This window comes from Phenylobacterium sp. (assembly GCF_036502675.1).
Classification (GTDB): domain Bacteria; phylum Pseudomonadota; class Alphaproteobacteria; order Caulobacterales; family Caulobacteraceae; genus Phenylobacterium.
The window spans coordinates 17952-39994 of record NZ_DASXYF010000138.1 but is presented as its reverse complement, the minus strand read 5'-3'; the positions used below and the strand labels follow the sequence as shown (position 1 = coordinate 39994).

26 protein-coding genes are annotated in these 22043 nt (G+C 71.5%); 17 read left to right on the top strand and 9 right to left on the bottom strand.

Translation table 11 applies throughout. The features are described 5' to 3' along the window. The 6 genes from cobA to VGL30_RS17725 form a co-directional block, all read left to right on the top strand. Positions 1–813: uroporphyrinogen-III C-methyltransferase (gene cobA / locus VGL30_RS17750; RefSeq protein ID WP_414695045.1), on the top strand; the 813-nt coding region annotated here is incomplete at its 5' end. Next, the gene (locus tag VGL30_RS17745; RefSeq protein WP_331541353.1) at positions 810–1169 is read left to right on the top strand and encodes a DUF2849 domain-containing protein; all 360 of its coding nucleotides are present in this window, start codon (positions 810–812) and stop codon (positions 1167–1169) included. The genes cobA and VGL30_RS17745, both read left to right, overlap by 4 nt. 8 nt (positions 1170–1177) lie before the next feature. Continuing rightward, on the top strand, positions 1178–2833 hold the full coding sequence (locus VGL30_RS17740; RefSeq protein WP_331541352.1) for a nitrite/sulfite reductase: 1656 nt from the start codon (positions 1178–1180) through the stop codon (positions 2831–2833). Beyond that, positions 2817–3317 carry a DUF934 domain-containing protein gene (locus VGL30_RS17735; RefSeq protein WP_331541351.1) on the top strand — a complete coding sequence of 167 codons (501 nt, stop codon included), beginning with the start codon at positions 2817–2819 and terminating at the stop codon, positions 3315–3317. Before VGL30_RS17740 ends, VGL30_RS17735 begins: the two co-directional genes overlap by 17 nt. 2 nt (positions 3318–3319) lie before the next feature. Next, positions 3320–4060 (top strand): phosphoadenylyl-sulfate reductase, encoded by a 741-nt coding sequence (locus VGL30_RS17730; protein ID WP_331541350.1) that lies wholly within the window; start codon positions 3320–3322, stop codon positions 4058–4060. Between the two features lie 28 nt (positions 4061–4088). Further along, positions 4089–4904: a ferredoxin--NADP reductase gene (locus VGL30_RS17725; protein ID WP_331541349.1), complete on the top strand. Its 816-nt coding sequence runs from the start codon at positions 4089–4091 to the stop codon at positions 4902–4904. Positions 4905–5088: 184 nt separating this feature from the next. Here the strand turns inward: VGL30_RS17725 and VGL30_RS17720 are convergent, their stop codons facing one another. Beyond that, positions 5089–5568 carry a 3D domain-containing protein gene (locus VGL30_RS17720; RefSeq protein ID WP_331541348.1) on the bottom strand — a complete coding sequence of 160 codons (480 nt, stop codon included), beginning with the start codon at positions 5566–5568 and terminating at the stop codon, positions 5089–5091. Positions 5569–5733: 165 nt separating this feature from the next. On the opposite strand from VGL30_RS17720, the gene VGL30_RS17715 reads away from it, so the two are divergent. From VGL30_RS17715 to folD, 3 genes are all read left to right on the top strand, one after another. Next, on the top strand, positions 5734–6318 hold the full coding sequence (locus tag VGL30_RS17715) for a glutathione S-transferase family protein (protein WP_331541347.1): 585 nt from the start codon (positions 5734–5736) through the stop codon (positions 6316–6318). Positions 6319–6329: 11 nt separating this feature from the next. Further along, positions 6330–7340, top strand: a complete 1011-nt coding sequence (locus VGL30_RS17710; RefSeq protein ID WP_331541346.1) for a S1/P1 Nuclease — start codon at positions 6330–6332, stop codon at positions 7338–7340. A gap of 149 nt (positions 7341–7489) precedes the next feature. Further along, positions 7490–8386, top strand: a complete 897-nt coding sequence (folD, locus tag VGL30_RS17705; RefSeq protein ID WP_331541345.1) for a bifunctional methylenetetrahydrofolate dehydrogenase/methenyltetrahydrofolate cyclohydrolase FolD — start codon at positions 7490–7492, stop codon at positions 8384–8386. A gap of 16 nt (positions 8387–8402) precedes the next feature. Here folD and VGL30_RS17700 read toward each other — a convergent pair whose 3' ends face one another. The 4 genes from VGL30_RS17700 to VGL30_RS17685 are packed head-to-tail and all read right to left on the bottom strand — an operon-like array spanning position 8403 to position 11967. Next, positions 8403–9065 carry an ABC-type transport auxiliary lipoprotein family protein gene (locus tag VGL30_RS17700; RefSeq protein ID WP_331541344.1) on the bottom strand — a complete coding sequence of 221 codons (663 nt, stop codon included), beginning with the start codon at positions 9063–9065 and terminating at the stop codon, positions 8403–8405. Next, on the bottom strand, positions 9062–10000 hold the full coding sequence (locus VGL30_RS17695) for an MlaD family protein (RefSeq protein WP_331541343.1): 939 nt from the start codon (positions 9998–10000) through the stop codon (positions 9062–9064). Before VGL30_RS17695 ends, VGL30_RS17700 begins: the two co-directional genes overlap by 4 nt. Next, the gene (locus tag VGL30_RS17690; protein WP_331541354.1) at positions 10001–10804 is read right to left on the bottom strand and encodes an ABC transporter ATP-binding protein; all 804 of its coding nucleotides are present in this window, start codon (positions 10802–10804) and stop codon (positions 10001–10003) included. 44 nt (positions 10805–10848) lie between these two features. Next, positions 10849–11967: an MlaE family lipid ABC transporter permease subunit gene (locus VGL30_RS17685; protein ID WP_331541342.1), complete on the bottom strand. Its 1119-nt coding sequence runs from the start codon at positions 11965–11967 to the stop codon at positions 10849–10851. 248 nt (positions 11968–12215) lie between these two features. Here VGL30_RS17685 and VGL30_RS17680 point away from each other — a divergent pair, with 248 nt between their 5' ends. The 7 genes from VGL30_RS17680 (at position 12216) to VGL30_RS17650 (ending at position 19391) form a co-directional block, all read left to right on the top strand. Further along, positions 12216–12578 carry a hypothetical protein gene (locus VGL30_RS17680; protein WP_331541341.1) on the top strand — a complete coding sequence of 121 codons (363 nt, stop codon included), beginning with the start codon at positions 12216–12218 and terminating at the stop codon, positions 12576–12578. Positions 12579–12632: 54 nt separating this feature from the next. Further along, positions 12633–13145 carry a YdcF family protein gene (locus tag VGL30_RS17675; protein ID WP_331541340.1) on the top strand — a complete coding sequence of 171 codons (513 nt, stop codon included), beginning with the start codon at positions 12633–12635 and terminating at the stop codon, positions 13143–13145. 113 nt (positions 13146–13258) lie between these two features. Then, positions 13259–15532 (top strand): ATP-binding protein, encoded by a 2274-nt coding sequence (locus tag VGL30_RS17670; RefSeq protein WP_331541339.1) that lies wholly within the window; start codon positions 13259–13261, stop codon positions 15530–15532. A gap of 280 nt (positions 15533–15812) precedes the next feature. After that, positions 15813–16991: an NAD(P)/FAD-dependent oxidoreductase gene (locus tag VGL30_RS17665; RefSeq protein ID WP_331541338.1), complete on the top strand. Its 1179-nt coding sequence runs from the start codon at positions 15813–15815 to the stop codon at positions 16989–16991. Between the two features lie 159 nt (positions 16992–17150). After that, positions 17151–17681 (top strand): OmpA family protein, encoded by a 531-nt coding sequence (locus tag VGL30_RS17660; protein ID WP_331541337.1) that lies wholly within the window; start codon positions 17151–17153, stop codon positions 17679–17681. 173 nt (positions 17682–17854) lie between these two features. After that, positions 17855–18622 carry a hypothetical protein gene (locus VGL30_RS17655; RefSeq protein ID WP_331541336.1) on the top strand — a complete coding sequence of 256 codons (768 nt, stop codon included), beginning with the start codon at positions 17855–17857 and terminating at the stop codon, positions 18620–18622. An 85-nt stretch (positions 18623–18707) separates the two neighbouring features. Then, positions 18708–19391, top strand: coding sequence for a glycine zipper 2TM domain-containing protein (locus VGL30_RS17650; protein WP_331541335.1), 684 nt, complete (start codon positions 18708–18710; stop codon positions 19389–19391). A gap of 97 nt (positions 19392–19488) precedes the next feature. Here the strand turns inward: VGL30_RS17650 and VGL30_RS17645 are convergent, their stop codons facing one another. The 4 genes from VGL30_RS17645 to VGL30_RS17630 all read right to left on the bottom strand — a co-directional run bounded on the left by VGL30_RS17645 (position 19489) and on the right by VGL30_RS17630 (position 21452). After that, a complete protein-coding gene (locus tag VGL30_RS17645; RefSeq protein ID WP_331541334.1) occupies positions 19489–19908 on the bottom strand; it encodes an acyl-CoA thioesterase in 420 nt (139 codons plus the stop codon). Next, complete coding sequence (grxD, locus tag VGL30_RS17640) at positions 19905–20249, bottom strand: Grx4 family monothiol glutaredoxin (RefSeq protein WP_331541333.1); 345 nt, start codon at positions 20247–20249, stop codon at positions 19905–19907. Before grxD ends, VGL30_RS17645 begins: the two co-directional genes overlap by 4 nt. A gap of 71 nt (positions 20250–20320) precedes the next feature. Continuing rightward, a complete protein-coding gene (locus VGL30_RS17635; protein ID WP_331541332.1) occupies positions 20321–21211 on the bottom strand; it encodes a hypothetical protein in 891 nt (296 codons plus the stop codon). Positions 21212–21218: 7 nt separating this feature from the next. Then, the gene (locus tag VGL30_RS17630; protein ID WP_331541331.1) at positions 21219–21452 is read right to left on the bottom strand and encodes a BolA family transcriptional regulator; all 234 of its coding nucleotides are present in this window, start codon (positions 21450–21452) and stop codon (positions 21219–21221) included. A gap of 96 nt (positions 21453–21548) precedes the next feature. Between VGL30_RS17630 and VGL30_RS17625 the strand changes: the two genes are divergently transcribed. Then, positions 21549–22028 (top strand): CinA family protein, encoded by a 480-nt coding sequence (locus VGL30_RS17625; RefSeq protein ID WP_331541330.1) that lies wholly within the window; start codon positions 21549–21551, stop codon positions 22026–22028. Positions 22029–22043 lie beyond the last annotated feature (15 nt).

Below are 22043 nucleotides of genomic sequence, written 5' to 3'. Positions count from 1 at the left end.
GACGGCTTGGTGACTGACGAGATCCTCGACCTCGCGCCGGCCTCGGCGCGGCGCATCTCGGTCGCCCAGCGCAAGTCGCGCCATTCCTACAGCCAGGACGAGATCAACCGCATGCTGGTCGCCTTCGCGCTCGAAGGTCTGACGGTGGTGCGGCTGAAGGGCGGCGACCCCTTCATCTTCGGCCGCGGCGGCGAGGAGCTGGAAGCCTGCCGCGCGGCCGGCGTGGAGGGCCACGTGATCCCCGGCGTGACCGCCGCGCTCGCCGCCAGCGCCAGCGCCGGCGCGCCCCTGACCCACCGGGGGTCAGCCCAGGCGGTGACCTTCGTCACCGGCCACGCCTCGAACGGGGCCGAGCCGGACCTGGACTGGGAAAGCCTCGCCCGGCCCAACCAGACGGTCGTTATCTACATGGGCCTCTCCCAGGCCGCCCCCATCGCCGCGCGCCTGATGGCCGCCGGCCGGACGGGCTCGACCCCCGCCCTGATCGTCGAGAACGCCAGCCGCGCCGACGAACGCCAGGTGGCTGCCACGCTCGCCGGTCTCGCGGACGCCGCCGCGGCGCTCAGCGGCCCCGCCCTGCTGATCGTCGGCGAGGCCATGGCGCTGGCGCAGGCCCTTCCTTTCCCGCGAAGCGGGAGAGGGGGACCGTTCCCCGAAGAGGGAATGGTGGAGAGGGAGAGCCTCAAGCTCAACGGAACGACCGGCCGCCCAATCACTCAGGAGATGGGGCTCTCGCTCTCCACCCCCCGCTCTTCGCTTCGCTCGGCGGGCGGTCCCCCTCTCCCGCTGCGCGGGAAAGGAAAAGCGCGATGAGAGCCCTGACCGCCAATCGCCTGACCGACGGCGAGGTCGTGTTCTGGCGCCAGGGCCAGTGGGTCGAGCAGTTCGGCGACGCCGACCTCTTCGCCTCCGACGATCCGGCCGGCGAGGCCGCCGAGGGCCATGCCAAGAACCAGCCCACCGTCGTGGTGGAACCCTATCTGATCGACCTCGTGGAATCCGCCGGGCTCTGGGCGCCGCAGAGCTACCGCGAACGCATCCGTGCGCTCGGCCCGTCGAACCTGCCGCACGGCAAGCAGACTGAAGGCGGGGCCGCCATCGAGGCCCTGCTGCACGCCCACGGCGCCGCCCGCTCCACGGGCCGCGTCGACCTGATCAAGCGCAAGTAGAGGCGCCCATGTACCGCTACGACCAAATCGACAGGGACATGCTGGCCGACCGCACCGCGGAGTTCCGCGGCCAGGTGGCGCGGCGGCTGGCGGGCGAGCTCAGCGAGGACCAGTTCAAGCCGCTGCGGCTGCGCAACGGCCTCTACCTGCAGCTCCACGCCTACATGCTGCGGATCGCCATCCCCTATGGCTCGCTGAACCCGATCCAGCTGCGCAAGCTGGCCTGGATCGGCCGCACCTATGACAAGGGCTACGGCCACTTCACCACGCGCACCAACCTGCAGTTCCACTGGATCAGGCTGAAGGACGTGCCGGACATCCTCGATGCGCTGGCGAGCGTCGACATGCACGCCATCCAGACCAGCGGCAACTGCATCCGCAACACCACCGCCGACCCCTTCGCGGGCGCCACGCCCGAGGAGATCGACGACCCGCGCGTCTGGTCGGAGGCCATCCGCCAGTGGTCCAGCCTGCACCCGGAATTCTCGTTCCTGCCGCGCAAGTTCAAGATCGCCATCACCGCCGCGGCCAGGGACCGCACCGCCGCCCGGGTCCACGACATCGGCCTGGCCATCAAGCGCAACCGCGCCGGCGCCATGGGCTTAGAGGTGATGGTGGGCGGCGGCCTGGGCGCCTCGCCGTACATCGGCCAGACCATCCGCGAGTTCCTGCCGGCCTCGCGCCTGCTGTCGTACCTGGAGGCGATCCTGCGGGTCTACAACCGCCTGGGACGGCGCGACAACCGCACCAAGGCGCGGATCAAGATCCTGGTCGCCACCCTGGGCGCGGAGGAGTTCGCCCGCCAGGTCGAGGCCGAGTTCGAGGCCGCCGGCCCCGGCTCCGACCTGCCAGACACCGAGCTGGCCCGCATCCGCGCGGCCTTCGCGCCCACGGCCTTCGAGAAGCTGCCGGCCCGTTCGGCGGCCTTCGAGGCGGCCAAGGGCTCCGATCCCGCCTTCGCCCGTTTCGCGCGCAACAACGTCAAGCCGCACAAGGTCCCCGGCTACGCCATCGTCGAGGTCTCGCTGAAGGCCATCGGCGAGACCCCCGGCGACGCCACCGCCGGGCAGATGGAGGTCCTCGCCGACCTGGGCGAGCGCTACGGACAGGACGACATCCGCGTCACCCACGAGCAGAACATCGTCCTGCCGCACATCCGGCAGGACGACCTGCCGGCGGTCCACGCCGCGCTGGCCGCCGCGGGCCTGGCCACGCCCAATATCAACCTGATCTCGGACATCATCGCCTGCCCGGGGCTGGACTACTGCGCGCTAGCCAACGCGCGGGCCATTCCCGTGGCCCAGAACATCGCCGAGCGGTTCCGCGACCAGGACCGGGCCGAGCTGATCGGCGAGCTGAAGATCAAGATCTCCGGCTGCATCAACGCCTGCGGCCACCACCACGTGGGCCACATCGGCATCCTGGGCGTCGATAAGAAGGGCGAGGAATTCTACCAGCTCACCCTGGGCGGCTCCGGCGCCGAGGACGCCTCGGTGGGCAAGGTGCTGGGCCCGGCCCTGCCGGCGAACCGGGTGGCGGAGGCCATCGACGCCATGGTCGAGGTCTACCTGAGCCGGCGCCAGGACGGGGAGCGCTTCCTCGACACCCTGCGCCGCACGGGCGCCGCCCCCTTCAAGGAGGCCGTCTATGCCGACGCTCATTAGGTGCGAGGCCGGCCGCTTCACCACGGTGGAGGATCCCTTCACCAAGGTGGCCGACGACCAGGAGCTGCCGCCCGGCGACGTGATCATCTCGCTGCAGCGCTTCTCCAACGACGGCGAGCGCCTGCTGGGCCAGGGCCGCGCCGTGGGCGTGCGGCTGGAGCCGGCGGAGGAGGTTGCGGCGCTGGCCTATGACCTGCCGCGGATCGCCGTGGTGGCGCTGGCCTTCCCGGGCTACCGCGACGGCCGCGCCTACACCTCCGCCCGCCTGCTGCGCGGGCGCTACGGCTACCGGGGCGAGGTGAGGGCGGTGGGCGACGTGCTGCGCGAGCAGGCGCAGTTCATGCTCCGCTGCGGTTTCGACGCCTTCGAGCCGGCGGACGGCTCGACCCCCGAGCAGTGGGCGGCCGCCTCGCAGCGGTTCCGTCACGTCTATCAGCGCGCCGCCGACGCCAGGGCGCCGGCTTTCGCGGAGCGCGAGGAGTGAGCATGGCTTTCGACAACCTGGAGCGGCCCCTGCCGCTCGCCCCCCGGCTCGACGCCGAGCTGCGGCGCGCGCACCCGTCAACCATCCTGGCCGCCGCCGTGGAGACCTTCGGCGACAGCCTGGCCCTGGTCTCGTCCTTCGGGGCGGAATCGGCGGTGCTGCTGCACCTGGTCGCCCAGATCAAGCCGGACATCCCGGTGCTGTTCCTCGACACCGGCATGCTGTTCGGCCAGACGCTGGACTACCGCAAGAGCCTGGCCCGGCGCCTGGGCCTCACCGACGTGCGCGACCTGCGCCCCCACTACGCCGACCTGGCCGCCGTCGACCCCGACGCGAAGCTGCACCAGACCGACACCGACGCCTGCTGCAACGTGCGCAAGGTGGTGCCGCTCGACCGCGCGCTCGCCGAGTTCGACGCCTGGATCACCGGCCGCAAGCGCTTCCACGGCGGCGACCGGCTGAGCCTGCCGGTGGTCGAGCAGGCTGGCCGCCAGGTGAAGTTCAACCCCCTGGCCAACTGGGGCAAGGCCGAGCTCGAGGCCTACGCCGCCGAGCACGAGCTGCCGGCCCACCCGCTGGTCGCCCAGGGCTTCCCCTCCATCGGCTGCTGGCCCTGCACCCAGCCGGCGGAGGAGGGCGAGGACGCCCGCGCCGGCCGCTGGAAAGGCCTGGACAAGACGGAGTGCGGCATACATCTGGCTCGCGCCCCCGGCGCCGCCACCAACGTCGGCGGCGACATCTAGGCCCGCGCCCGTTCGTGGAGAGACTGACATGACCGAAGCTTCCCTGGCTGCGGCCAAACCCAAGGCCGGCGGCGCCTTCTTCCTCGAGACCGTGACCTGGGTCCAGCACTGGACCGACAGCCTGTTCTCGTTTCGCACCACCCGCGACCCGGGCCTGCGGTTCGATTCCGGCCAGTTCGTCATGGTCGGCCTGACGACGGAGGAAGGCCGCCCCCTGGTGCGCGCCTATTCCATCGCCTCGCCCGCCTGGGCCGACCACCTGGAGTTCTATTCCATCAAGGTGGCCGACGGCCCGCTCACCTCCCGCCTGCAGCGCATCCAGGCGGGCGACCAGGTGCTGGTCGGCCGCAAGCCCACCGGCACCCTGGTGCTGGACGGCCTGACGCCCGGCAAGCGCCTCTACATGCTGGGCACCGGCACCGGCCTCGCCCCCTGGCTGTCGCTGGCCCGCGAGCCGGAGGTCTACGAACGCTTCGACGAGGTGATCGTCACCCACACGGTGCGCCAGGTGGCCGACCTCAACTACCGCGAGCTGCTGGACGGCGGCCTGGCCGCCGACCCCGACCTGGGCGAGCTGATCGGGCCCAAGCTCCGCTACTATCCGACGGTCACCCGCGAGCCCTTCAAGACCAAGGGCCGCGTCACCAGCCTGATCGCCTCGGGAAAGATCTTCGAAGACCTCGGCGTGCCCCCGCTGGACCCGGCGCACGACCGCCTGATGATGTGCGGCGGGCCCTCGGTTCTGGCGGACCTCAAGGCGCTGGCCCTCGATCGCGGCTACACTGAAGGCTCGATCGCCAAGCCCGGCGAATTCGTGCTCGAGCGGGCGTTCGTCGAGACCTGAACGGCCGGCTCATTTCTGGTCGGGGAGCCGGATTTGCACGCCTGGGGCGCGACTCGCCTGGGGTGGCCCCCAAGCCGCTCTTCCCCGCGAAAGCGGGGATCCAGGCGTTTTTCGTTCTGACCGCCGCTACCGGAAAAAACCTTGTTCCCGCTTTCGCGGGAAGTGAGCGGTGTTGGAGCGAGGCTCAGTCCGGCGGGCAGCCCTTGAACTCGCCCACCTTCACCGCCGAGAGTTTCGACAGGTTCAGCGGCATCATCGGCTTCATCGAGGCGCCGCCCCGGCCGGTGTAGAGGTCGATGCGCTGGCCCTTGATCGCGCCGCCCACGTCGGAGGCGTACCAGTAGCCGTCGTGGGTCGTGCCGTCGGGCATCGGCAGGCCGACGGTCTCCTTGATGAACAGCACGGTGCGGCGCGGGATCAGCGTGGCGTCCACCGCGGCGGTGCGCATGGCGACGACCTTGCAGCCCAGGGAGTCCAGGGCGCCCACGCCCCTGGCGCCGGCATGATAGAGGGTGGCCTTGAGCTTGTAGCCCGGCGACCCGGGCACGGACCCGGTAAGCACGGACATCAGCAGATCCCCGATGGGATCGGTCGGCGCAGCCTGTGCCTCAACCGCCCCGAAGAGGGTCGAAACAGCGGCCAGGGCGGCGAGGCGGCGTCGCAAGACGGCGTCTCCTTCGTCGTTGAACTGGTAGCATGGCGACCCTAGCCAGAGTCATTCCGTGCCGCAACCCCTGGCGGACACAGCATAGTCAACATGCCGCACAGCAATCCGCATTTGCCCGATTCAAACGCAGGCCTATCAATGTGTTGAGCAACGGAGCGTGGCATGCGGATCTATGGCGATTCCATTTCGGGTAATTGTCTGAAGGTCAAATGGACTGCGGACTATCTTGGGCTTGCCTATGACTGGATTGAGACCGATGTCCTCCAGTCCCAGACGCGCACTCCGCAGTTCCTGGCGCTGAACCCGGTCGGCCAGGTCCCTACAGTGGTGCTGGACGACGGTCGTCCGCTGGCCCAGTCCAACGCCATCATCCTGCACTTGGCCGAAGGTTCCGATCTCGTTCCTTCCGACGCCTACCAGCGGGCGCGGATGTTGGAGTGGATGTTCTGGGAGCAGTACAGCCACGAGCCCTACGTCGCCGTGGCCCGCTTCCAGGTGAAATATCTCGGCAAGGCGCCGGCGGATCTGGAGCCCAGGCTGGTGGAACGGGGCGGCGCGGCGCTGCAGCGCCTGGAGGATGCGCTGGCCGGCTCGCCGTTCCTGGCGGGCGCGCGCCTCAGTCTCGCGGATGTCGCGCTGGCGCCCTATACCCGCATGGCTCCCGACGGCGGCTTCGACCTCGCCGGCTATCCGCGCGTCACCGCCTGGATCGCCCGCGTCGAACAGGCCCTGGGGATCGAGGCCTGAAGGACGCTCCCATGACGCTCCGCTTCGTCGCGCTCGCCGCCGCCCTGGTCCTCGCCGCCGCGCCGGGGGCGGCGCTGGCCTGGGGCAGTTTCGGCCACCGGATCATCGGCGTCGTCGCCATGCGCGCCCTGCCGGCGGAGGTCCCGGCCTTCCTGCGCACGCCCCAGGCCGCCGCCGACGTGGGTGAGCTGTCCCGCGAGCCGGACCGCTCCAAGGACGGCGGCAGGGTCCACGACAGCGACCGCGATCCCGCCCACTTCGTCGACGTCGAGGACGACGGCCGCATCCTGGGCGGGCCCTCGCTCGCCGCCTTGCCGCCCACCCGCGCCGACTACGAGACCGCGCTTCGGGCGGCCGGGACCGACAGCTGGAAGGCCGGCTATCTGCCCTACGCCGTCGTCGACCGCCAGCAGCAGCTCGCCCGCGACTTCGCCTACTGGCGCGTTCTCGTCGCCGCCGAGCGCAACCCCGGCTGGCGCGCCCACCGGGCCTGGTTCCGCGAGGACCGCCGGCGGCGCGAGGCGCTGATCTTCGACGCCCTGGGCGAGCTCAGCCATTTCGTGGCCGACGGCTCCCAGCCGCTGCACGTCAGCGCCCACTACAACGGCTGGGGCGACTACCCCAATCCCAACGGCTACACCCGCGCCAAGGTGCACGCGATGTTCGAGGGCGACTTCGTCCGCCGCAACGTCGGCCTGCCGCAGGTCGCGGCCGAGATCGCGCCGCTGCGCGCGGTCGCGGGCCCGGTCGAGCCGCAGGTCGCCGCCTACCTCGCGGTCACCGCCGGTCAGGTCGAGCCATTCTATGCGCTGGAAAAGGCCGGCGGCTTCCGGCCCGGCGACGCCCGCGGCAAGGCCTTCGCCGTCGCCCGGCTGGCGGCGGGCGCCGCCATGCTCCGCGACCTCGTCGTCGAGGCCTGGCGCGCCAGCCCCGACCAGAAGGTGGGCTGGAGCCCGGTTCCGGTCGCCGACGTTCTCTCCGGCAAGACCGATCCCTACGGCGCGCTGATGGGCGTGGACTGATGCCGGCCGTTCCCCGCTTCGGCGAACGGGAGCCCGGCCGCGCCCACGCCTGGGCCGTCGCCGCCTGGCTGTGGCGGGGGGTAGGGAGCCCATCCGTTGCCAGCCGCCCCCCGACCCGCTAGGGGGTCCGCACCCCCGTGGAGCCTCCCATGACCGACGCCCAGATCATCGACGGCAAGACCCTCTCCGAGGCCCTGCGCGCCGAGGTCGCCGCCGAGGTCGCCGAGCTGCGCCGGGCGCACGGCCTGCAGCCGGGCCTGGCCGTGGTGCTGGTGGGCCAGGACGCCGCCAGCGAGATCTATGTCCGCGCCAAGGGCGAGCATTCCCGCGCCGCCGGCATGCACTCGGTCACCCACCGCCTGCCGGCGGACGCATCGCAGCACGAGCTCCTGGCGCTGGTCGCCGACCTCAACGCCGACCCGCTGATCCACGGGATCCTGGTGCAGCTGCCCCTGCCGAAGGGCCTGGACGAGCGCCAGGTGCTGGCGGCCATCGACCCCGACAAGGACGTGGACGGCCTGCACGTGGTCAACGCCGGGCGCCTGGCCAGCGGCCAGCCGGCGCTCACCCCCTGCACGCCGCTAGGCTGCATGATCATGCTGCGCGAGACCCTGGGCGACCTCGGCGGCAGGCGCGCCGTGGTGGTGGGCCGCTCGGTGCTGGTGGGCCGCCCGGTGGCCCAGCTGCTGCTGCAGGCCGACTGCACCGTCACCATCGCCCACTCGCGCACCCGCGACCTGCAGGCCGTCTGCCGCGAGGCCGACATCCTGGTGGCCGCGGTCGGCCGCCCGCGGATGATCAAGGCCTCCTGGATCAAGCCCGGCGCCACGGTGATCGACGTCGGCATCAACCGCGTCCCCTTCGACGACCCGGAGAAGGCCGCCCAGGGCAAGACCAAGGTGGTGGGCGACGTGGCCTTCAAGGAGGCGCTGGGCGTCGCCGGCCACATCACCCCGGTCCCCGGCGGCGTCGGCCTGATGACCGTCGCCTGCCTGCTGAAGAACACCGTCACCGCCGCCAAGCGTATCGCCGGGATCGAGGACTAGTTCCACGCCGGATACGCTATCCCTGTGGCGGGGCCGCCGGCGCCGCGGCGACCCCCGGCGCGTTGACCCAGGCCACCAGCTGGCCCAGCACGTCGCCCACCGCCTGGTCGTAGGCCGCCGCGATCGCCGAGACCCGGTTGTCGCCGGCGCGCACCTTGGCCTCGAACATCCGGTCGCCGACCGCCGACTGGTCGTCGACCCGCACCAGGCCGGCGCGCACCCGCACCACCACCGTCGGCGCCGCCTTCGGACCCTCGGCGTAGACCGCCGCGAAGTCGCGCACGTCGAGCCGCAGCTGGTAGGGCGCCTGCGCCGCGCGCTGGCCGCGGCCCAGCAGGCGGGCGGGCCCGGGATTGCCGTCGAAGGCGCGCATCAGCGCCTCGTCGAACAGCACCATCGCCGGCGCCACCCAGCGGGCGTCGGAGATATAGGCCGCCTTGTCGCCCTGCAAGGTCAGCATCCGGTCGCCGGCCGAGGCCCGGTCGAAGCTGCCGAACCCCTTCTGCACCGCGAACGGCGGGGCGTTCGACGCCGCCGGCGCGGCGATTTCCGGCGCCGCCCCGGCGAAGCGGTAGAGCTGCGCCGGCTTCGACTTGGGCAGCAGCGAGATGCAGCCCGAGAGCGCCGCGGCGCAGACGACCGCCCCCAGGACGCGGAACAGGCGGTTTCGCACGCTCATGGCTTCACCTTGATCTCCTGGGCGGCCGGCTTGCCGAGCGCGCTCTGCGGACTGGACTGGATGTCGTTGGCCAGCCGCTCCATGGCCTCGGCGGACTGCTGGAGCTGGATGGCGGCGGCGGTGATCTGCGGCAGGCCGTTGGCGGCGAACTCGCTGGTGGGGCCGTTCAACTTGTTCAGCATGGTGCGCAGGTCGGCGGCGGCGGCCTTGGCGCTCTCGGAGGCGTCGGCCAGGTTGTTCATCGTGCGCCGCCCGTCGCCGTCCATCAGCTGCTTGCCGCTGGTGGCCAGGGCGTCGACCGTCTGCAGGGTGGCGTCGGCCTCCTGCAGCGCCTTCTGGGCGTCGGCGAAGATCGCCTTGCGCTGGCGGAACTCCGCCGTCACCGCCTGGGTGTCGTTGAGCGCCGTGGTGAAGGTCTTGATGTTCTGGTCCGACAGCACCTTGTTCACCCGGTCCAGCGCCTCGATGGTGCGGCTCAGCACCGTGCCGCCGCCCTCGATCAGGTCGGACAGCGCGCTGCGCTGGGTGTGGATGACCGGCGCCTGGTCGCGCGGCGTGATGTCCTTGAGCAGCGGCTTGCTGGGCGTGCCGGCGGAGATCTGGATGTAGTTGACGCCGGTGATCCCCTGCGGCTCCAGGGTGCCGTAGGAATCCTGGCGGATCGGCACGTTGGCGTCCACCCGCACCCGGGCGATCACCTGGGTGGGATTGACTTCGTTGAGCTTGATCCGCGTGACCTCGCCCACCTTGATGCCGTTGAAGTGCACCTCGCCGCCCTGGTTCAGCCCCCGCACCGGCCCCTGGAACAGCACGTCGTAGATGTCGTAGTCGTGGCTGAACGAGATCCGCGCCAGCCAGGCGAAGAAGATCACCAGGCCTATGGTCAGGATCAGCGTGGACAGCCCCACCAGGGCGTAGTTGGCGTTCTTTTCCATTCAGGCTCTCGTGACCGCCTGTTCCGTCTTGGCGGCGGCGCGTCCGCGGGGCCCCAGGAAGTATTCCTGAATCCACGGATGGTTGGACTTTTCAAGCTCTTGCACCGGAGCGGTGACCACGACCTTGCGGTCGGCCAGCACCGCCACCCGGTCGGTGATCTCGTAGAGGGTGTCGAGGTCGTGGGTGATCATCAGCACCGTCAGCCTGAGGCTCTTCTGCAGGTCGAGGATCAGGGTGTCGAACGCCGCCGCCGCGATCGGGTCGAGGCCGGCGGTGGGCTCGTCCAGGAACAGCAGTTCCGGGTCCAGGGCCAGCGCCCGCGCCAGGCCCGCCCGCTTGCGCATGCCGCCGGACAGCTCCGCCGGCTTGCGGTCGGACGCCTCCGGCCCCAGGCCCACCATGGCGATCTTCAGCTCGGCGAGCTCATAGACCTCCTGGCGGCTGAGCCCGGCGTGCTCGAACAGCGGCGCGGCCACGTTTTCCTTCACCGTCAGGTTGGAGAACAGCGCGCCCTGCTGGAACAGCACCCCCCAGCGCCGCTCGATCGCCGTCCAGCGCCGGCTGGAGGCCCGCTGCAGGTCCTGGCCGAACACCTTGACCGTGCCGGCCTGCGGCAGCCGCAGCCCGATGATGGTGTTGAGCAGCACCGACTTGCCGGCGCCCGAGCCCCCCACCACCCCCAGGATCTCGCCCCGCTTGACGGTCAGGTCCAGGCCCTCGTGCACCACCTGGTCGCCGAACTGGGACTTCAGGCCGCGCACCTCCACGATCGGCCCGGTGGTGCGCAGGCCGTCCTCGTCCACCTTCGGCGCCCCGGACTCCCGGGGCTCGCTGGGCTCCGCGGCGCTCAAATGTCGGCCTTCATGTAGATCAGGGCGAAAATGGCGTCGATCACGATGATGGCGAAGATCGCGTGCACCACCGCCGCCGTCACCCGCCGGCCCAGCGACTCCACGTCGTTGCCCACCTCCAGCCCCTGGCGGCAGCCGATGCCGGCGATCACCACCGCCATCACCGGCGCCTTGGAAAGCCCGACCAGGAAGTGGGTCCCGCCCACGTTGTCGATGATCCGCTGCAGGAAGAAGGCCGGTCCCAGGCCCAGCACCGACCAGGTCACCACCATCCCGCCGAACAGCCCCGCCAGGGTGGCGACGAAGGTCAGCAGCGGCATGGTCACCAGCAGCGCGAAGAACCGCGGGAACACCAGGGCCTCGAAGGGATCGACGCCCATCACCTTCATCGCGTCGATCTCCTGGTTCATCTTCATCGAGCCGATCTCGGCGGCGAAGGCCGAGGCCGAGCGGCCGGCCAGCAGCACCGCGGTGATGATGATGTTGAACTCGCGCAGCACCGCGATGCCGATCAGCTCCACGGAGAACACCTCGGCGCCGAACTGCCGCAGCATGTTGGCGCCCAGCAGCCCGACCACCGCCCCGATGAAGAACGAGGTGGTGGCCACGATCGGGATGGCGTCGAGGCCCGCCCGCTCCGCCAGCGCCACGCAGGCCGCCCAGCGGATCCGCTTCGGATGGATCAGCGACAGCCAGGACACCGCCAGCAGGTGGCCGGCGAAGATCACGGTGTCCCAGGCGTCGGCGGCCATCTCCGTCACCGCCTTGCCGACGCGGATGGTGAACTGCTCGAAGCTGGGCGGCTTGCGCGGCGGCGGCGCACGCTCGACCTTCAGCGCATTGCCCACCAGCTCCAGGAGCCGCAGGGTCTCGTCGCGGGCCCTGATCCGCCCGGGCGCGATGTCCCCGCCGGCGGCGCGCAGCACGGCGTAGGCGCCGGCGGTGTCGATCTGGTCGACGCCGGTCAGGTCGAGCTCGACGTCGCGGGCGCCCTGCATCGCCTCGGCCAGTCCGCGGCCGGAAGGGCCCAGCGCGATCGCCGTCCAGTCGCCGGTCAGCACCGCCGTGGCGCGGTCGGCGGCCCTCTTCAGGCTGAAGTCGGCGGGATCAGGCATCGGCGGGTGTTCTCGCAGTCCCAAAAGCGCTGGCAATCCGAGTCAAGGGCTGCGACAGCTTAGCAGGCGGACGGGCAGGGGCCGAACGTCTTATGGCTTCGGTTGTTCCGGTTACGGAGCGACGCTCTCGCGCAGAGGTGATGCCGCACCTGGACACGCGGCCTATCTTTCGCCCAAGTCGCGCGGGTATCGGTATCCCAGGCTCTTGTTCCGGGCCGCTTGTTATTCTTCAGGGCTGAGAGACTGCGTTGTCCCAACAGATCGAATTCGTCGGCAAGTCCGGCGCCCGCTACCGCTACACCACCCTCGACGAGGACCGCTTCCTGCCGCCGGCGGGGGCCAATTTCGTCCTGGCCCACAAGGTCGGTCAGGCCCGCACCATCGTCATGGCGGGCGAGACGGACAACCTGGCCGGCCGGGTGTGGCGCGATCAGCTGGAGGAGGCCAAGGGGCGCTACGGCGACGTCGAGGTGCTGACCCGCCTCAACGTCAAGAGCGCGGTCCGCCGGGAAGAACTGGCCGACATGATCGAAGGCTACGCCCCGCCCATGAACCTGGGCGAAAAGGCTCCCCCGGCCGAATCCTCCGACGGGGAGCGCCCGGCGCCTTAGGCGCCGGGCGCGGGTCCGCCGGCCCGGGCCGGGCCCGGGGAGGGGAGCGGCCTGGTGTCGCAGGCGATCGTGATTTTCGGGGCCGCCGTGACGCCGAGCGGGGCTCCGTCCCCGGCGTTGGCCCGCCGCATCGGCTACGGCGTCGCCGCCGCCGCCGAGCGCGAGGGCCCCATCCTCTGCTCCGGCGCCGCGCGCTCCGGCGGTCCCACCGAGGCGGCCGTCATGGCCGCGGCCCTGGCTGCGGCCGGCGTGCCGCGCGGCCGCATCGTCCTGGACGAGGACAGCCGCGACACCCTGCAGAGCGCCGTGGCCGCCGCCCGCTTGGTGCGCCGGCGCGGGCTGTCCGGCGTGGTGGTCTGCACCGAGGACTACCACATGGCCCGCGTGCGCATGCTGCTGGCCGCCCTGGGCGTGGCGAGCGCCCGCGGCCCGGCGCCGCCCGGGCCCGGCGACGCCCCGCGGGCCTACTGGCGGCGCATGCGGCTGCGGGAGGCGGCGGCGTTCCCCTACGACCTTGCGGTCGTCTGGTGGCGGCGCAGGCGGCTGATGAGCCTGGTCGACGGCTGAACGGGCCACGCGGGCGCACCTCCTGCGCGCATATGTCTCAACGGCCGCCTCAGGCTGTAGGGGTGCATTAAGCCTTTCAAGCTAGGTTTTTGCGCCTGATGGGGAACCGCCGCGTGCCGCAGCTCGAGGAAAACGCCGCCGAAACCGCGGCCGCCCTGGCGCAGTTCGCCTTCGACCGGTCCGATGTCTGGATGGCCGTCGCGGACTCCCGGCGGCGGATCGTCGCCGCCAACCCGGCGTGGCTGGCCGGCTTCGGCGTCCCGAAGGCGCAGGTGTTGGGCCGCCCTCTGGCCGAGGTGCTGCCGCCGCCGGCCCTGGAGAGGACCGAGCGCGCCGCCGGAGCGCCCCAGCCCTGTCCGATATTCCCGATATCTGCGGCCTCCGGCGAGGAGCGCTGGCTGGAGATGCAGGTCAAGCGCTGCGGGCGGCGCATCCTCGTCTCCCTGGTCGACGTCACCGCGCGGCCGGCCACCGATCCCGCCCGGGACGCCGCGATCCACGCCCGCGAAATGCTGCTGCACGACGCCTTCATCACCGGCAGCCACTACGACCCCGACACCGACACCCTGGACCTCAGCAATGAGTTCCAGACCGGTCGTGGCCGCCACGACCAGCGCATCGCCGCCGACATCATCGATTCGCTGGTGCACCCGGACGACCGGCAGGCCAGCCTGGACCTGCGCCGGCGCCTGGTGCGGGAAGGCGGGTCCGCCTCGATAGAATTGCGGACGCACCGGATCGGCGAGGACGACTGGAGGTACATTCGGGTTCTCCACACCGCCGGCCGGCGGCTGGCGTCGGGCCTGCATGAATTCTTTTCCTTGTCCCATGACGTCACCGAGCTGGCCCACGCCCGCGACCAGGCGCGCGCCAAGACCGCGCAGCTCGAAATGGCGCTCCAGGCCGCCAAGGCGGGTAGCTTCGAGGTCGACTTTCTGCGGCAGACGGTCGACTTCTCGCCGGGGTTCGTCGAGATCGTCGGCTCCGGTTTCGAATTCGCCGACGCCGTGGGCGGCGGCCTGGTGTTCCAGACGCCCGACGCCGAACGCTTCTACGAGATGCGCGGCCAATGGACCGGCGGCGGCAATTCCGTCGATCTCCGCGTCGTCACTCACGGCGAGGAGCGCTGGATCCGCTTCTATTGCGACGTGACCCGCGACGCCGAGGGGAAGGCGAGCTACGCGGCGGGGCTGGTGCTCGACATCGACCAGGCCAAGCGCCAGGAGCTGGCGCTGCACGCCGCCCAGGAGGCGGCCGAGGCGGCCACCCGGGCCAAGTCGAAGTTCCTGGCCTCCATGAGCCACGAGATCCGCACGCCCATGAACGGGGTCGTGGGCGTGCTGCACCTCCTGAAGCGGGAGCCGGTGTCGGCCGGGGGCCGCAAGCTGCTGGACGAGGCGCTGGCCTGCTCCGGCATGCTGGCCCAGCTCATCGACGACGTGCTCGATTTCTCCAAGATCGAGGCCGGCAAGCTGGAGATCTATCCCGAGGCCACCCGTGTGGCCGGGGCTTTGGAAGGCGTCGTGGCCCTGCTGCAGCCCCTGGCCGAGGCCAAGGACCTCTATCTGCGCGCCGAGGTCGAGCCCGGCCTGGACACGGCGCTGGTCGATCCGGTGCGGTTGCGGCAGTGCCTGTTCAACCTGATCGGCAATGCGGTGAAGTTCACCGTCCGCGGGGGCGTCGCCGTGCGCATGGGCCGCCCGGCGGCCGGTCGCCTGCGGGTGGAGGTGACCGACACCGGCATCGGCGTTCCGGCCGAGGCCCAGTCCCGCCTCTTCGAACGCTTCGAGCAGGCCGACAGCATCGACGCCCGGGCGGCCGGCGGCACGGGCCTCGGCCTGGCCATCTCCCGCAGCCTGGTCGAGCTGATGGACGGCGAGATCGGCTTCTCCAGCATAGAGGGACGGGGCTCCACCTTCTGGTTCGAGATCGACGCCCCGGCCGCCGACGTCGCCCCGGACGTTGCGGCTCCCCAGGCCGAGGCGTCGCTGGAGGGCCTGCGCGTCCTGGTGGTCGACGACAACGCCACCAACCGGCTGATCGGCGTGAAGATGCTCGAGGCCCTGGGCGCCGAGGGCGTGGCGGTCGACGGCGGCCAGCAGGCCATCGACGCCGTCGGCGCCGAGCGTTTCGACCTGGTCCTGATGGACGTGAACATGCCCGGCATGGACGGCCTGGAGGCCACCGCCCGCATCCGCGCCCTGCCGGGCCCCGCGGCCCGGCTGCCGATCGTCGCGCTGACCGCCAACGTCATGGCCCACCAGCGCGCCGCCTACCTGGCCGCCGGCATGGACGGCGCCATTCCCAAGCCCTTCTCCCCGGCCCTCCTGCTGCAGGAGATCCTGCGCGTTGCGCAAGGCGGCGAGGCGGAGCGCCTGGCCTCCTGACCGCCCAGGCGCGAGCTCCGGCGTTCGAAAGTTGCTCCCCCTGCGGGAAAGCTGTCGGCCGTCAGGCTGACTGAGGGGCCTGTCCGCCGCCGCCGCTTCCCCCTGCCTTCGGCGGTCCCCCGCCCCCAGTGGGGGAGGATCTGGGGGGCTATCGCATATGCCGTGGTCTGATATCGAAAGATGCTCTCCCGCTGGGAGAGCTGTCGGCCGTCAGGCTGACTGAGGGGGCCTTTCCGGCGAGGCCGCCGGCCCCCTCCACCGCCGCCGCCCTGGAGATCCCTTGCAAGATTTCGACGTCATCGTGATCGGCGCCGGCGCCGCCGGCATGCTGTGCGCGATCGAGGCCGCCCGCCGCGGCCGCCGGGTGCTGGTGATCGACCACGCCAAGGCTCCGGGCGAGAAGATCCGCATCTCCGGCGGCGGCCGCTGCAATTTCACCAACCTGCATACGAAGCCTGGGGCCTTCCTCTCGCAGAATCCCGGATTCTGCATCTCGGCGCTCAGCCGCTACCGCCCCGCCGACATCGTCGCCCTCCTGGAGAGCCGCAGGATCGCCTGGCATGAGAAGGCCCTGGGCCAGCTGTTCTGCGACGGCTCGGCGCGCCAGGTGGTCGACCTGCTGGTGGACGGCCTGCGCCAGGCCGGCGGGGAGCTGCGCCTGCACACCGCCGTCGATGCCGTCGCGCGCGCGCCCGACGGCTTTCGCCTGGCGCTCGGCGGCGCCCAGGCCGCGTGCCGGTCGCTGGTGATCGCCACCGGCGGCAAGTCGATCCCCAAGATGGGCGCCACCGGCTTCGGCTATCAGGTCGCCGCCCAGTTCGGCGTGCCGGTCACGCCCACCCGGCCGGCCCTCGTGCCGCTCACCTTCGAGCCCGGCCTGCTGCAGCGGCTGGCCCCGCTGGCCGGAGTCGCCGTGGACGTCGCCGCCTTCGCCGGCAAGGTCCGCTTCGACGAGGCCATGCTGTTCACCCATCGCGGCCTCTCCGGTCCTGCGATCCTGCAGATCTCGTCCTACTGGCGCGAGGGAGAGGAGATCCGCCTCGACATGGCTCCCGGCGTCGACGTCTTCGCAAGCCTGCGCGCCGCCCGCGCCGCCCATCCGCGCCAGGGCCTGGCCGCCGCGCTTTCCGGGCGCCTCCCGCGCCGCCTCGCCCAGCTCGTCGCCGACCAGGCCGGCGCGCCGGAGCGCCTGGCCGACACGCCCGACAGGCTGCTGCGCCAGGCGTCCGAGGCCGTGAACGCCTGGCGGGTCAAGCCGGTGGGCTCCGAGGGCTACCGCACCGCCGAGGTCACCCTGGGCGGCGTCGACACCCGCGCGCTGGACTCCCGCACCATGGCGGTGAAGGCGGTCCCCGGCCTGCACTTCGTCGGCGAGGTGGTCGACGTCACCGGCTGGCTCGGCGGCTACAACTTCCAGTGGGCCTGGGCCAGCGGCTGGTGCGCCGGGCAGGCGGTGTGATTTCGCCGGCCTCCGCGCGCCAAGGCCAAGCTGCGCCCACAAACCGCCGTTTTCGGATTCGATGGAGTCGGAGGTGAAAGATTAACAGCGGTTCATCAGAACCGGGATGGAGGAACTTGCATGATCCAGCGTGCGCCAAGAGTCATAGTTGCCGGGGCGGTGTTGTTGGGTGTCGTGAGCCTGGGCGGCTGCGCCACCAAGAAGTACGTCAACCAACAGGTGGGGGTCGTGTCGACCCGGGTGACGGACCATGACACGAAGATCGCGGCGCTCGACCAGACCTCGCGTGAGGCGCTGGAACGGGCGGAAGCGGCGGGCAAGCTGGCCGAGGGCAAGTTCGTGTTCTCGACGGTGCTGTCCGACGACAGCATGAAGTTCCCGGTCGACAAGGCGACGCTCTCGCCCGAGGCCCAGGCCCGGCTCGACGCCTTCGTCGAGAAGCTGAAGACCGACAACCGCAACGTCTACGTCGAGGTGCAAGGCCACACCGACGCGCTGGGGCCGAAGGACTTCAACTACAAGCTGGGCGAGGAGCGGGCCGAAGCGGTGCGCCGCTACCTGAACCAGCACGGCGTGGCGCTGAACCGCATCGGCACCATCTCCTACGGTCCCGACGCGCCGGTGGCGCCCAACAGCGACCGCGCCGGCCGGCAGGCCAATCGCCGCGTGGTGCTGATCGTCCTGGCGTAGGTCTTTTTCCTCCCCTGTCCCGAAAAGGACGGGGGAGGGAGCCATCCGCCGAAGGGCGGATGCCGGAGGCGGCGCAGATCCTCTAGCGCAGCGGCTCGCCTTCGCCTCCGGGTCCTTTGCGGGACGGGGAAAAAGGCCTCCGCCGCCAGCTTCCGGGTGGTAAGCCAGCGCCCATGCGAACCAGCCCGACGATGACGCCCCAGGGGCGGCGCCTGCGCCGCATGTCGCCCGGCGGTCGCCGCCTGTTGACCGCCGCCGTCAGCGTCGCCGGCCACCTGGGCCTGCTGCTCGCCCTGCTCACGTCGCACCCGAAGCTCCCCGAGCCGCCTGCGCCGGAGCCGATGATCGTCGAGCTTGTGCAGCCGCGTCCGCCCTTGCCGAAGGTCGATCCGGTGACGCCGCTCAAGCCGCCGCAGCCGGCCCCCGCCCAGCCGCCGCCGCCGCGCAACGTCTTCCGCAAGACCCCCGCCCCGCCTCCCGAGGTGGTCGTCGAAGCGGCCGGCGACGGGCCCAGCGCCGAGGGGAGCGACGAGCTCAGCGACGCCCAGGCCGCCTCGGCCGCCACCGCCGGCTCCGGCGCCCCGGGCGGGACCTGCGACATGGTGCGCTGGCTGCAGGGCGCGCTGCGCAAGGATTCCCGCGTCCAGGCCGCCGTCGCCGAGGTGCATCGCGGCAAGGCCCTGGTGGTCTGGAACGGCGACTGGGTCCGCCACGGCGACCAGGAGGGCGCCGGCCTTGCCGCCGTGCGCGAGGCGATCATGTGGGAGGTGGCCTTCGCTCCGGCCGCCTGCCGCGCCCGGCCCGTCCACGGCCTCGTCCTGATCTCCCTGGCCGACGGCCCCGGCGCCGCCCGGGTGGTCGTCGGCGCCGGCGACTGGCGCTGGTCGGACCTGTTGCTCTCGCGCTCGGGCGGCGTGGAGGCCGGCGCCTCGCTGCGCTAGCGACGCCCTACGCCAGGAACCTCGGCCGCGACATGGCGTTCTCCTGCCCGAAGGACGGACATCGACCCTTCAAGGAGCTTCCCGCATGCGCAATCGTCTGATCGTCCTCGGCTTCGCCGCGGCGACCCTCATTCCTTCGTTCGCCGCCGCTCAGCAGAGCTGCGAGGAGCGCGGGGCCAACCGCACCGCCGGCACGGTGGTCGGCGCCGGCGTCGGCGCCCTGGTCGGCAGCGCCGTCGCCGGTCATGGCGACCGCGGCACGGGCGCGGTGATCGGCGGCGTCGGCGGGGCGGTGCTCGGCAACCAGCTCGCCAAGGGGAACGGCGACTGCCGTCACGCCTACGGCTACTACGACAACAACGGAAACTGGCGCGCCAACGACGTCAGCCGCAACGACGCCCAGGGCTATTACGACCGCAACGGAAACTGGATCGCCGGCGCCCCGGAAGGCCGCTGGGACGGGAACGGCCGGTGGGTCGCCGCCAGCGCCAACGGCTACGGCGACAACGTTTCCTACGGCGCCTCGGACGCGCCCCGCGACGTGCGCCAGCGCCTCGACTGGCTCTATGAGCGGGTCCGCCGCGGTCGCGGCGACGGCAGCCTCTCCCCGCGCGAAGCCGACCGCGCGCTGACCGACCTCGACCAGGTCCAGCGCCAGGAACGCCGCATGAGCCGCCGCAACGGCGGCCTCAACGACCGCGACCAGGCCTACCTGCAGGCCCGGCTGGACAGCATCTCCAGCCAGCTCCGCTGGTCGCGGCGCAACTAGAGCGTGATAGCCGGACGTGGAAGCCGGTTCCGGCGACCATCACGCTCTGTTTCAAAGACTTGCTGGGCATGTTTGGTTCTCTTCGACCAAACATGCCCTAGGCGAACAGGGCGGACGCCCAGTCCGGCACGCGGGCGGGCCTGCGCGTCGCGGCGTCCACCAGACACCAGACCGTGCGGGCCTGGGCGCACATCGCGCCGTCGGGGCCGTCGATGCGCACGAAGCGGTCGTAGCGCGCGCCGTGGGCGGCCTCGGCCACCCATGTGCGGGCGAGCGCCGTCTCGCCGGCCAGCAGCGGGCGGCGGTAGTCCACCTCGTGGCGCAGCGCCACCCAGGCCCAGCGGGCCTGCTCGGCCTCGGGCGCACGGGCGCGCCAGTGGGCGACGGCCAGGTCCTGGGCCCAGCTCAGGTAGACCACGTTGTTGACGTGGCCGTTCTCGTCGATGTCGGAAGGGCTCGCGGTGTAGCGGCGCGCGAAGACCTGGCGGCCTTCCGGCGGCTCGATCGGGCGCCTCAAGCGGCCAGGACGCCCTGCTCCACCAGGAAGGGCTTCAGTTCGCCGGACTGGAACATCTCGCGGATGATGTCCGAGCCGCCCACGAACTCGCCCTTGACGTAGAGCTGCGGAATGGTCGGCCAGTCGGCGAAGGTCTTGATCCCCTGGCGCAGGGAGTCGTCCTGCAGCACGTCGACGCCGATGAAATCGACGCCCAGGTGGTCGAGGATCTGCACCACGACCTGCGAGAAGCCGCAGCGCGGCTGTTCGGGCACGCCTTTCATGAACACCACCACCGGGTTGTCGGCGAGGGTCCTGGCGATGAAGTCGTGGGCGGGATCTGCGGCGAGGGTGTCGGTCATGGCGGGTCTTTCGGCGATAGCGCGTTAGCCGGAGAGCTAGGGAGCCGCGGGGCCCGGGTCAAGCGGGGCGTCTACGCCCGCTGGCGCTGATCGGGCGGCTCTGCGCCGAACCGGGCCATTTCCACCTGGGCGCCCAGGGCGGTGGGCGGATCCCGGTCAGGGACGGCGGCCAGGGCCTCGAGCTGGTTCGCGAGCGACATGTCGAGCTGCAGCGTGGCCAGGGAGGGCTCGGTCAGCGCAAAGGCCAGGCACAGCTCCTCCGGCGTCCACCGCGCCGTCTCGTGCAGGAAGGCGTAGGTGCCGGCGCCCGCCAGCGGGTTATGGCTGCGCTTGCGCAGGGCCGGAAGCTTCGACGCGGTCTGCGGGCGGACCATCTCCGCCGGCGCCACGTCGTAGCCGATGGCGGTCATGCCCACCGCCGCCGCGTCGCGCAGCAGCCGGCGGGTCCGCCACTCCGAGGTCAGGTTGTAGCGTGTGGCCAGCACCTCGTAGGTCGGGTCGCGGATACACTCGGCCAGGACCTCGCCTTCGCCGACGACGCCGAGCTGCAGCGCCATGGCGGCGTCGCGCACCCGTTGCAGCAGCAGCTTCGCCTGCGGGGTCAGGCCGGCGTAGGCGGCTTCGCCCAGCATCACGACGTCGAAATAGCCCGCCGAGCTGCGCTTGAGCCCCTGGCGCACCAGGTCGGCCAGCGCCTCGGCGCTCAGGGGGCGCAGCGGATCGCCCTCGATGGTGAAGACCAGGAACAGCAGCCGCCGCTCCACCGCCTGCAGGGCTTCGGCCACGCCGCGCTCGAGCGCCTCGTCGCCGGCGCCGATGTCGAAGCAGTTTATCCCGTTCTCCATGGCCGCGAAGATCAGGCTGCGCCACGCCTCGGCCGTCGACGGCCCGCCCGCCCGCCGCAGCGCCAGGCTGATGGCCGAGACCGCCTTTCCTGATGTGCCGAAGGGCCTGTAGCGCATGGCGGTCCTAGTCCGGCGCGGCGGTTTCCAGCGCCAGGGCGTGCAGTTCTCCGCCCATCCTGCCCTTCAGGGCGCTGTAGACCAGCTGGTGCTGCTTGATGCGGGAAAGGCCGCGGAAGGCGGCCGAGACGATGCGGGCGCGATAGTGGTCTCCGTCGCCGGCGAGGTCGTCGACGTGGATCTCGGCGTCCGGGAAGGCCGCGCGCAGCGAGGCCTCAAGCTCCGTCATGGGCATCGGCATCGGGATGGCTCCAATGAGTCGATGTTTGTGGGGTAGAAACCTTAACGCCCTCATAGTGCGCCGCCCCCGGCGCCCGCCAAGCGAAAGGCGAGGACCATGCAAGACCTCGACTCCATGGCCGCCGCCCTCGGCGCCCGCCTGAAGGCCCGCGGGGAGACGGTGGCGGTGGCGGAATCCTCGGCCGGCGGCCTGGTCAGCGCGGCCCTGCTGGGCGTGCCCGGCGCCTCGGCCTATTTCCTCGGCGGATCGGTGGTCTACACCGCCAGGGCCCGCGTGCTGCTGATGGACCTGCCGAAGGCGGCGGTGGCGGGGATGCGCTCGTCCAGCGAGCCCTACGCCCTGCTGCTGGCCCGCACCATGCGCCAGCGGTTCGGCGCCACCTGGGGCCTGGGCGAGACCGGCGCGGCCGGCCCCACGGGCAATTCCTACGGCGACCGGCCCGGCCACACCTGCGTCGCCCTGGCGGGGCCGGTGGAGCTCGCCCTGACCGTCGAAACCGGCGTCGCCGACCGCCTGGCCAACATGAACGCCTTCGCCGCCGCCGCCCTGCGGCTGCTGGAGCAGGCGACCGCCTGACCTTCCCCTGCCCGT

Coding starts and splice junctions, on each gene's coding strand:
- VGL30_RS17630 (WP_331541331.1), bottom strand. CDS start 21,452: ATGCCGATGCCCATGACGGAGCTTGAGGCCTCGCTGCGCGCGGCCTTC.
- VGL30_RS17710 (WP_331541346.1), top strand. CDS start 6,330: ATGACGCTCCGCTTCGTCGCGCTCGCCGCCGCCCTGGTCCTCGCCGCC.
- VGL30_RS17735 (WP_331541351.1), top strand. CDS start 2,817: ATGCCGACGCTCATTAGGTGCGAGGCCGGCCGCTTCACCACGGTGGAG.
- VGL30_RS17725 (WP_331541349.1), top strand. CDS start 4,089: ATGACCGAAGCTTCCCTGGCTGCGGCCAAACCCAAGGCCGGCGGCGCC.
- folD (WP_331541345.1), top strand. CDS start 7,490: ATGACCGACGCCCAGATCATCGACGGCAAGACCCTCTCCGAGGCCCTG.
- VGL30_RS17655 (WP_331541336.1), top strand. CDS start 17,855: ATGCGAACCAGCCCGACGATGACGCCCCAGGGGCGGCGCCTGCGCCGC.
- VGL30_RS17695 (WP_331541343.1), bottom strand. CDS start 10,000: ATGGAAAAGAACGCCAACTACGCCCTGGTGGGGCTGTCCACGCTGATC.
- VGL30_RS17740 (WP_331541352.1), top strand. CDS start 1,178: ATGTACCGCTACGACCAAATCGACAGGGACATGCTGGCCGACCGCACC.
- VGL30_RS17700 (WP_331541344.1), bottom strand. CDS start 9,065: ATGAGCGTGCGAAACCGCCTGTTCCGCGTCCTGGGGGCGGTCGTCTGC.
- grxD (WP_331541333.1), bottom strand. CDS start 20,249: ATGACCGACACCCTCGCCGCAGATCCCGCCCACGACTTCATCGCCAGG.
- VGL30_RS17650 (WP_331541335.1), top strand. CDS start 18,708: ATGCGCAATCGTCTGATCGTCCTCGGCTTCGCCGCGGCGACCCTCATT.
- VGL30_RS17745 (WP_331541353.1), top strand. CDS start 810: ATGAGAGCCCTGACCGCCAATCGCCTGACCGACGGCGAGGTCGTGTTC.
- VGL30_RS17635 (WP_331541332.1), bottom strand. CDS start 21,211: ATGCGCTACAGGCCCTTCGGCACATCAGGAAAGGCGGTCTCGGCCATC.
- VGL30_RS17715 (WP_331541347.1), top strand. CDS start 5,734: ATGCGGATCTATGGCGATTCCATTTCGGGTAATTGTCTGAAGGTCAAA.
- VGL30_RS17625 (WP_331541330.1), top strand. CDS start 21,549: ATGCAAGACCTCGACTCCATGGCCGCCGCCCTCGGCGCCCGCCTGAAG.
- VGL30_RS17685 (WP_331541342.1), bottom strand. CDS start 11,967: ATGCCTGATCCCGCCGACTTCAGCCTGAAGAGGGCCGCCGACCGCGCC.
- VGL30_RS17730 (WP_331541350.1), top strand. CDS start 3,320: ATGGCTTTCGACAACCTGGAGCGGCCCCTGCCGCTCGCCCCCCGGCTC.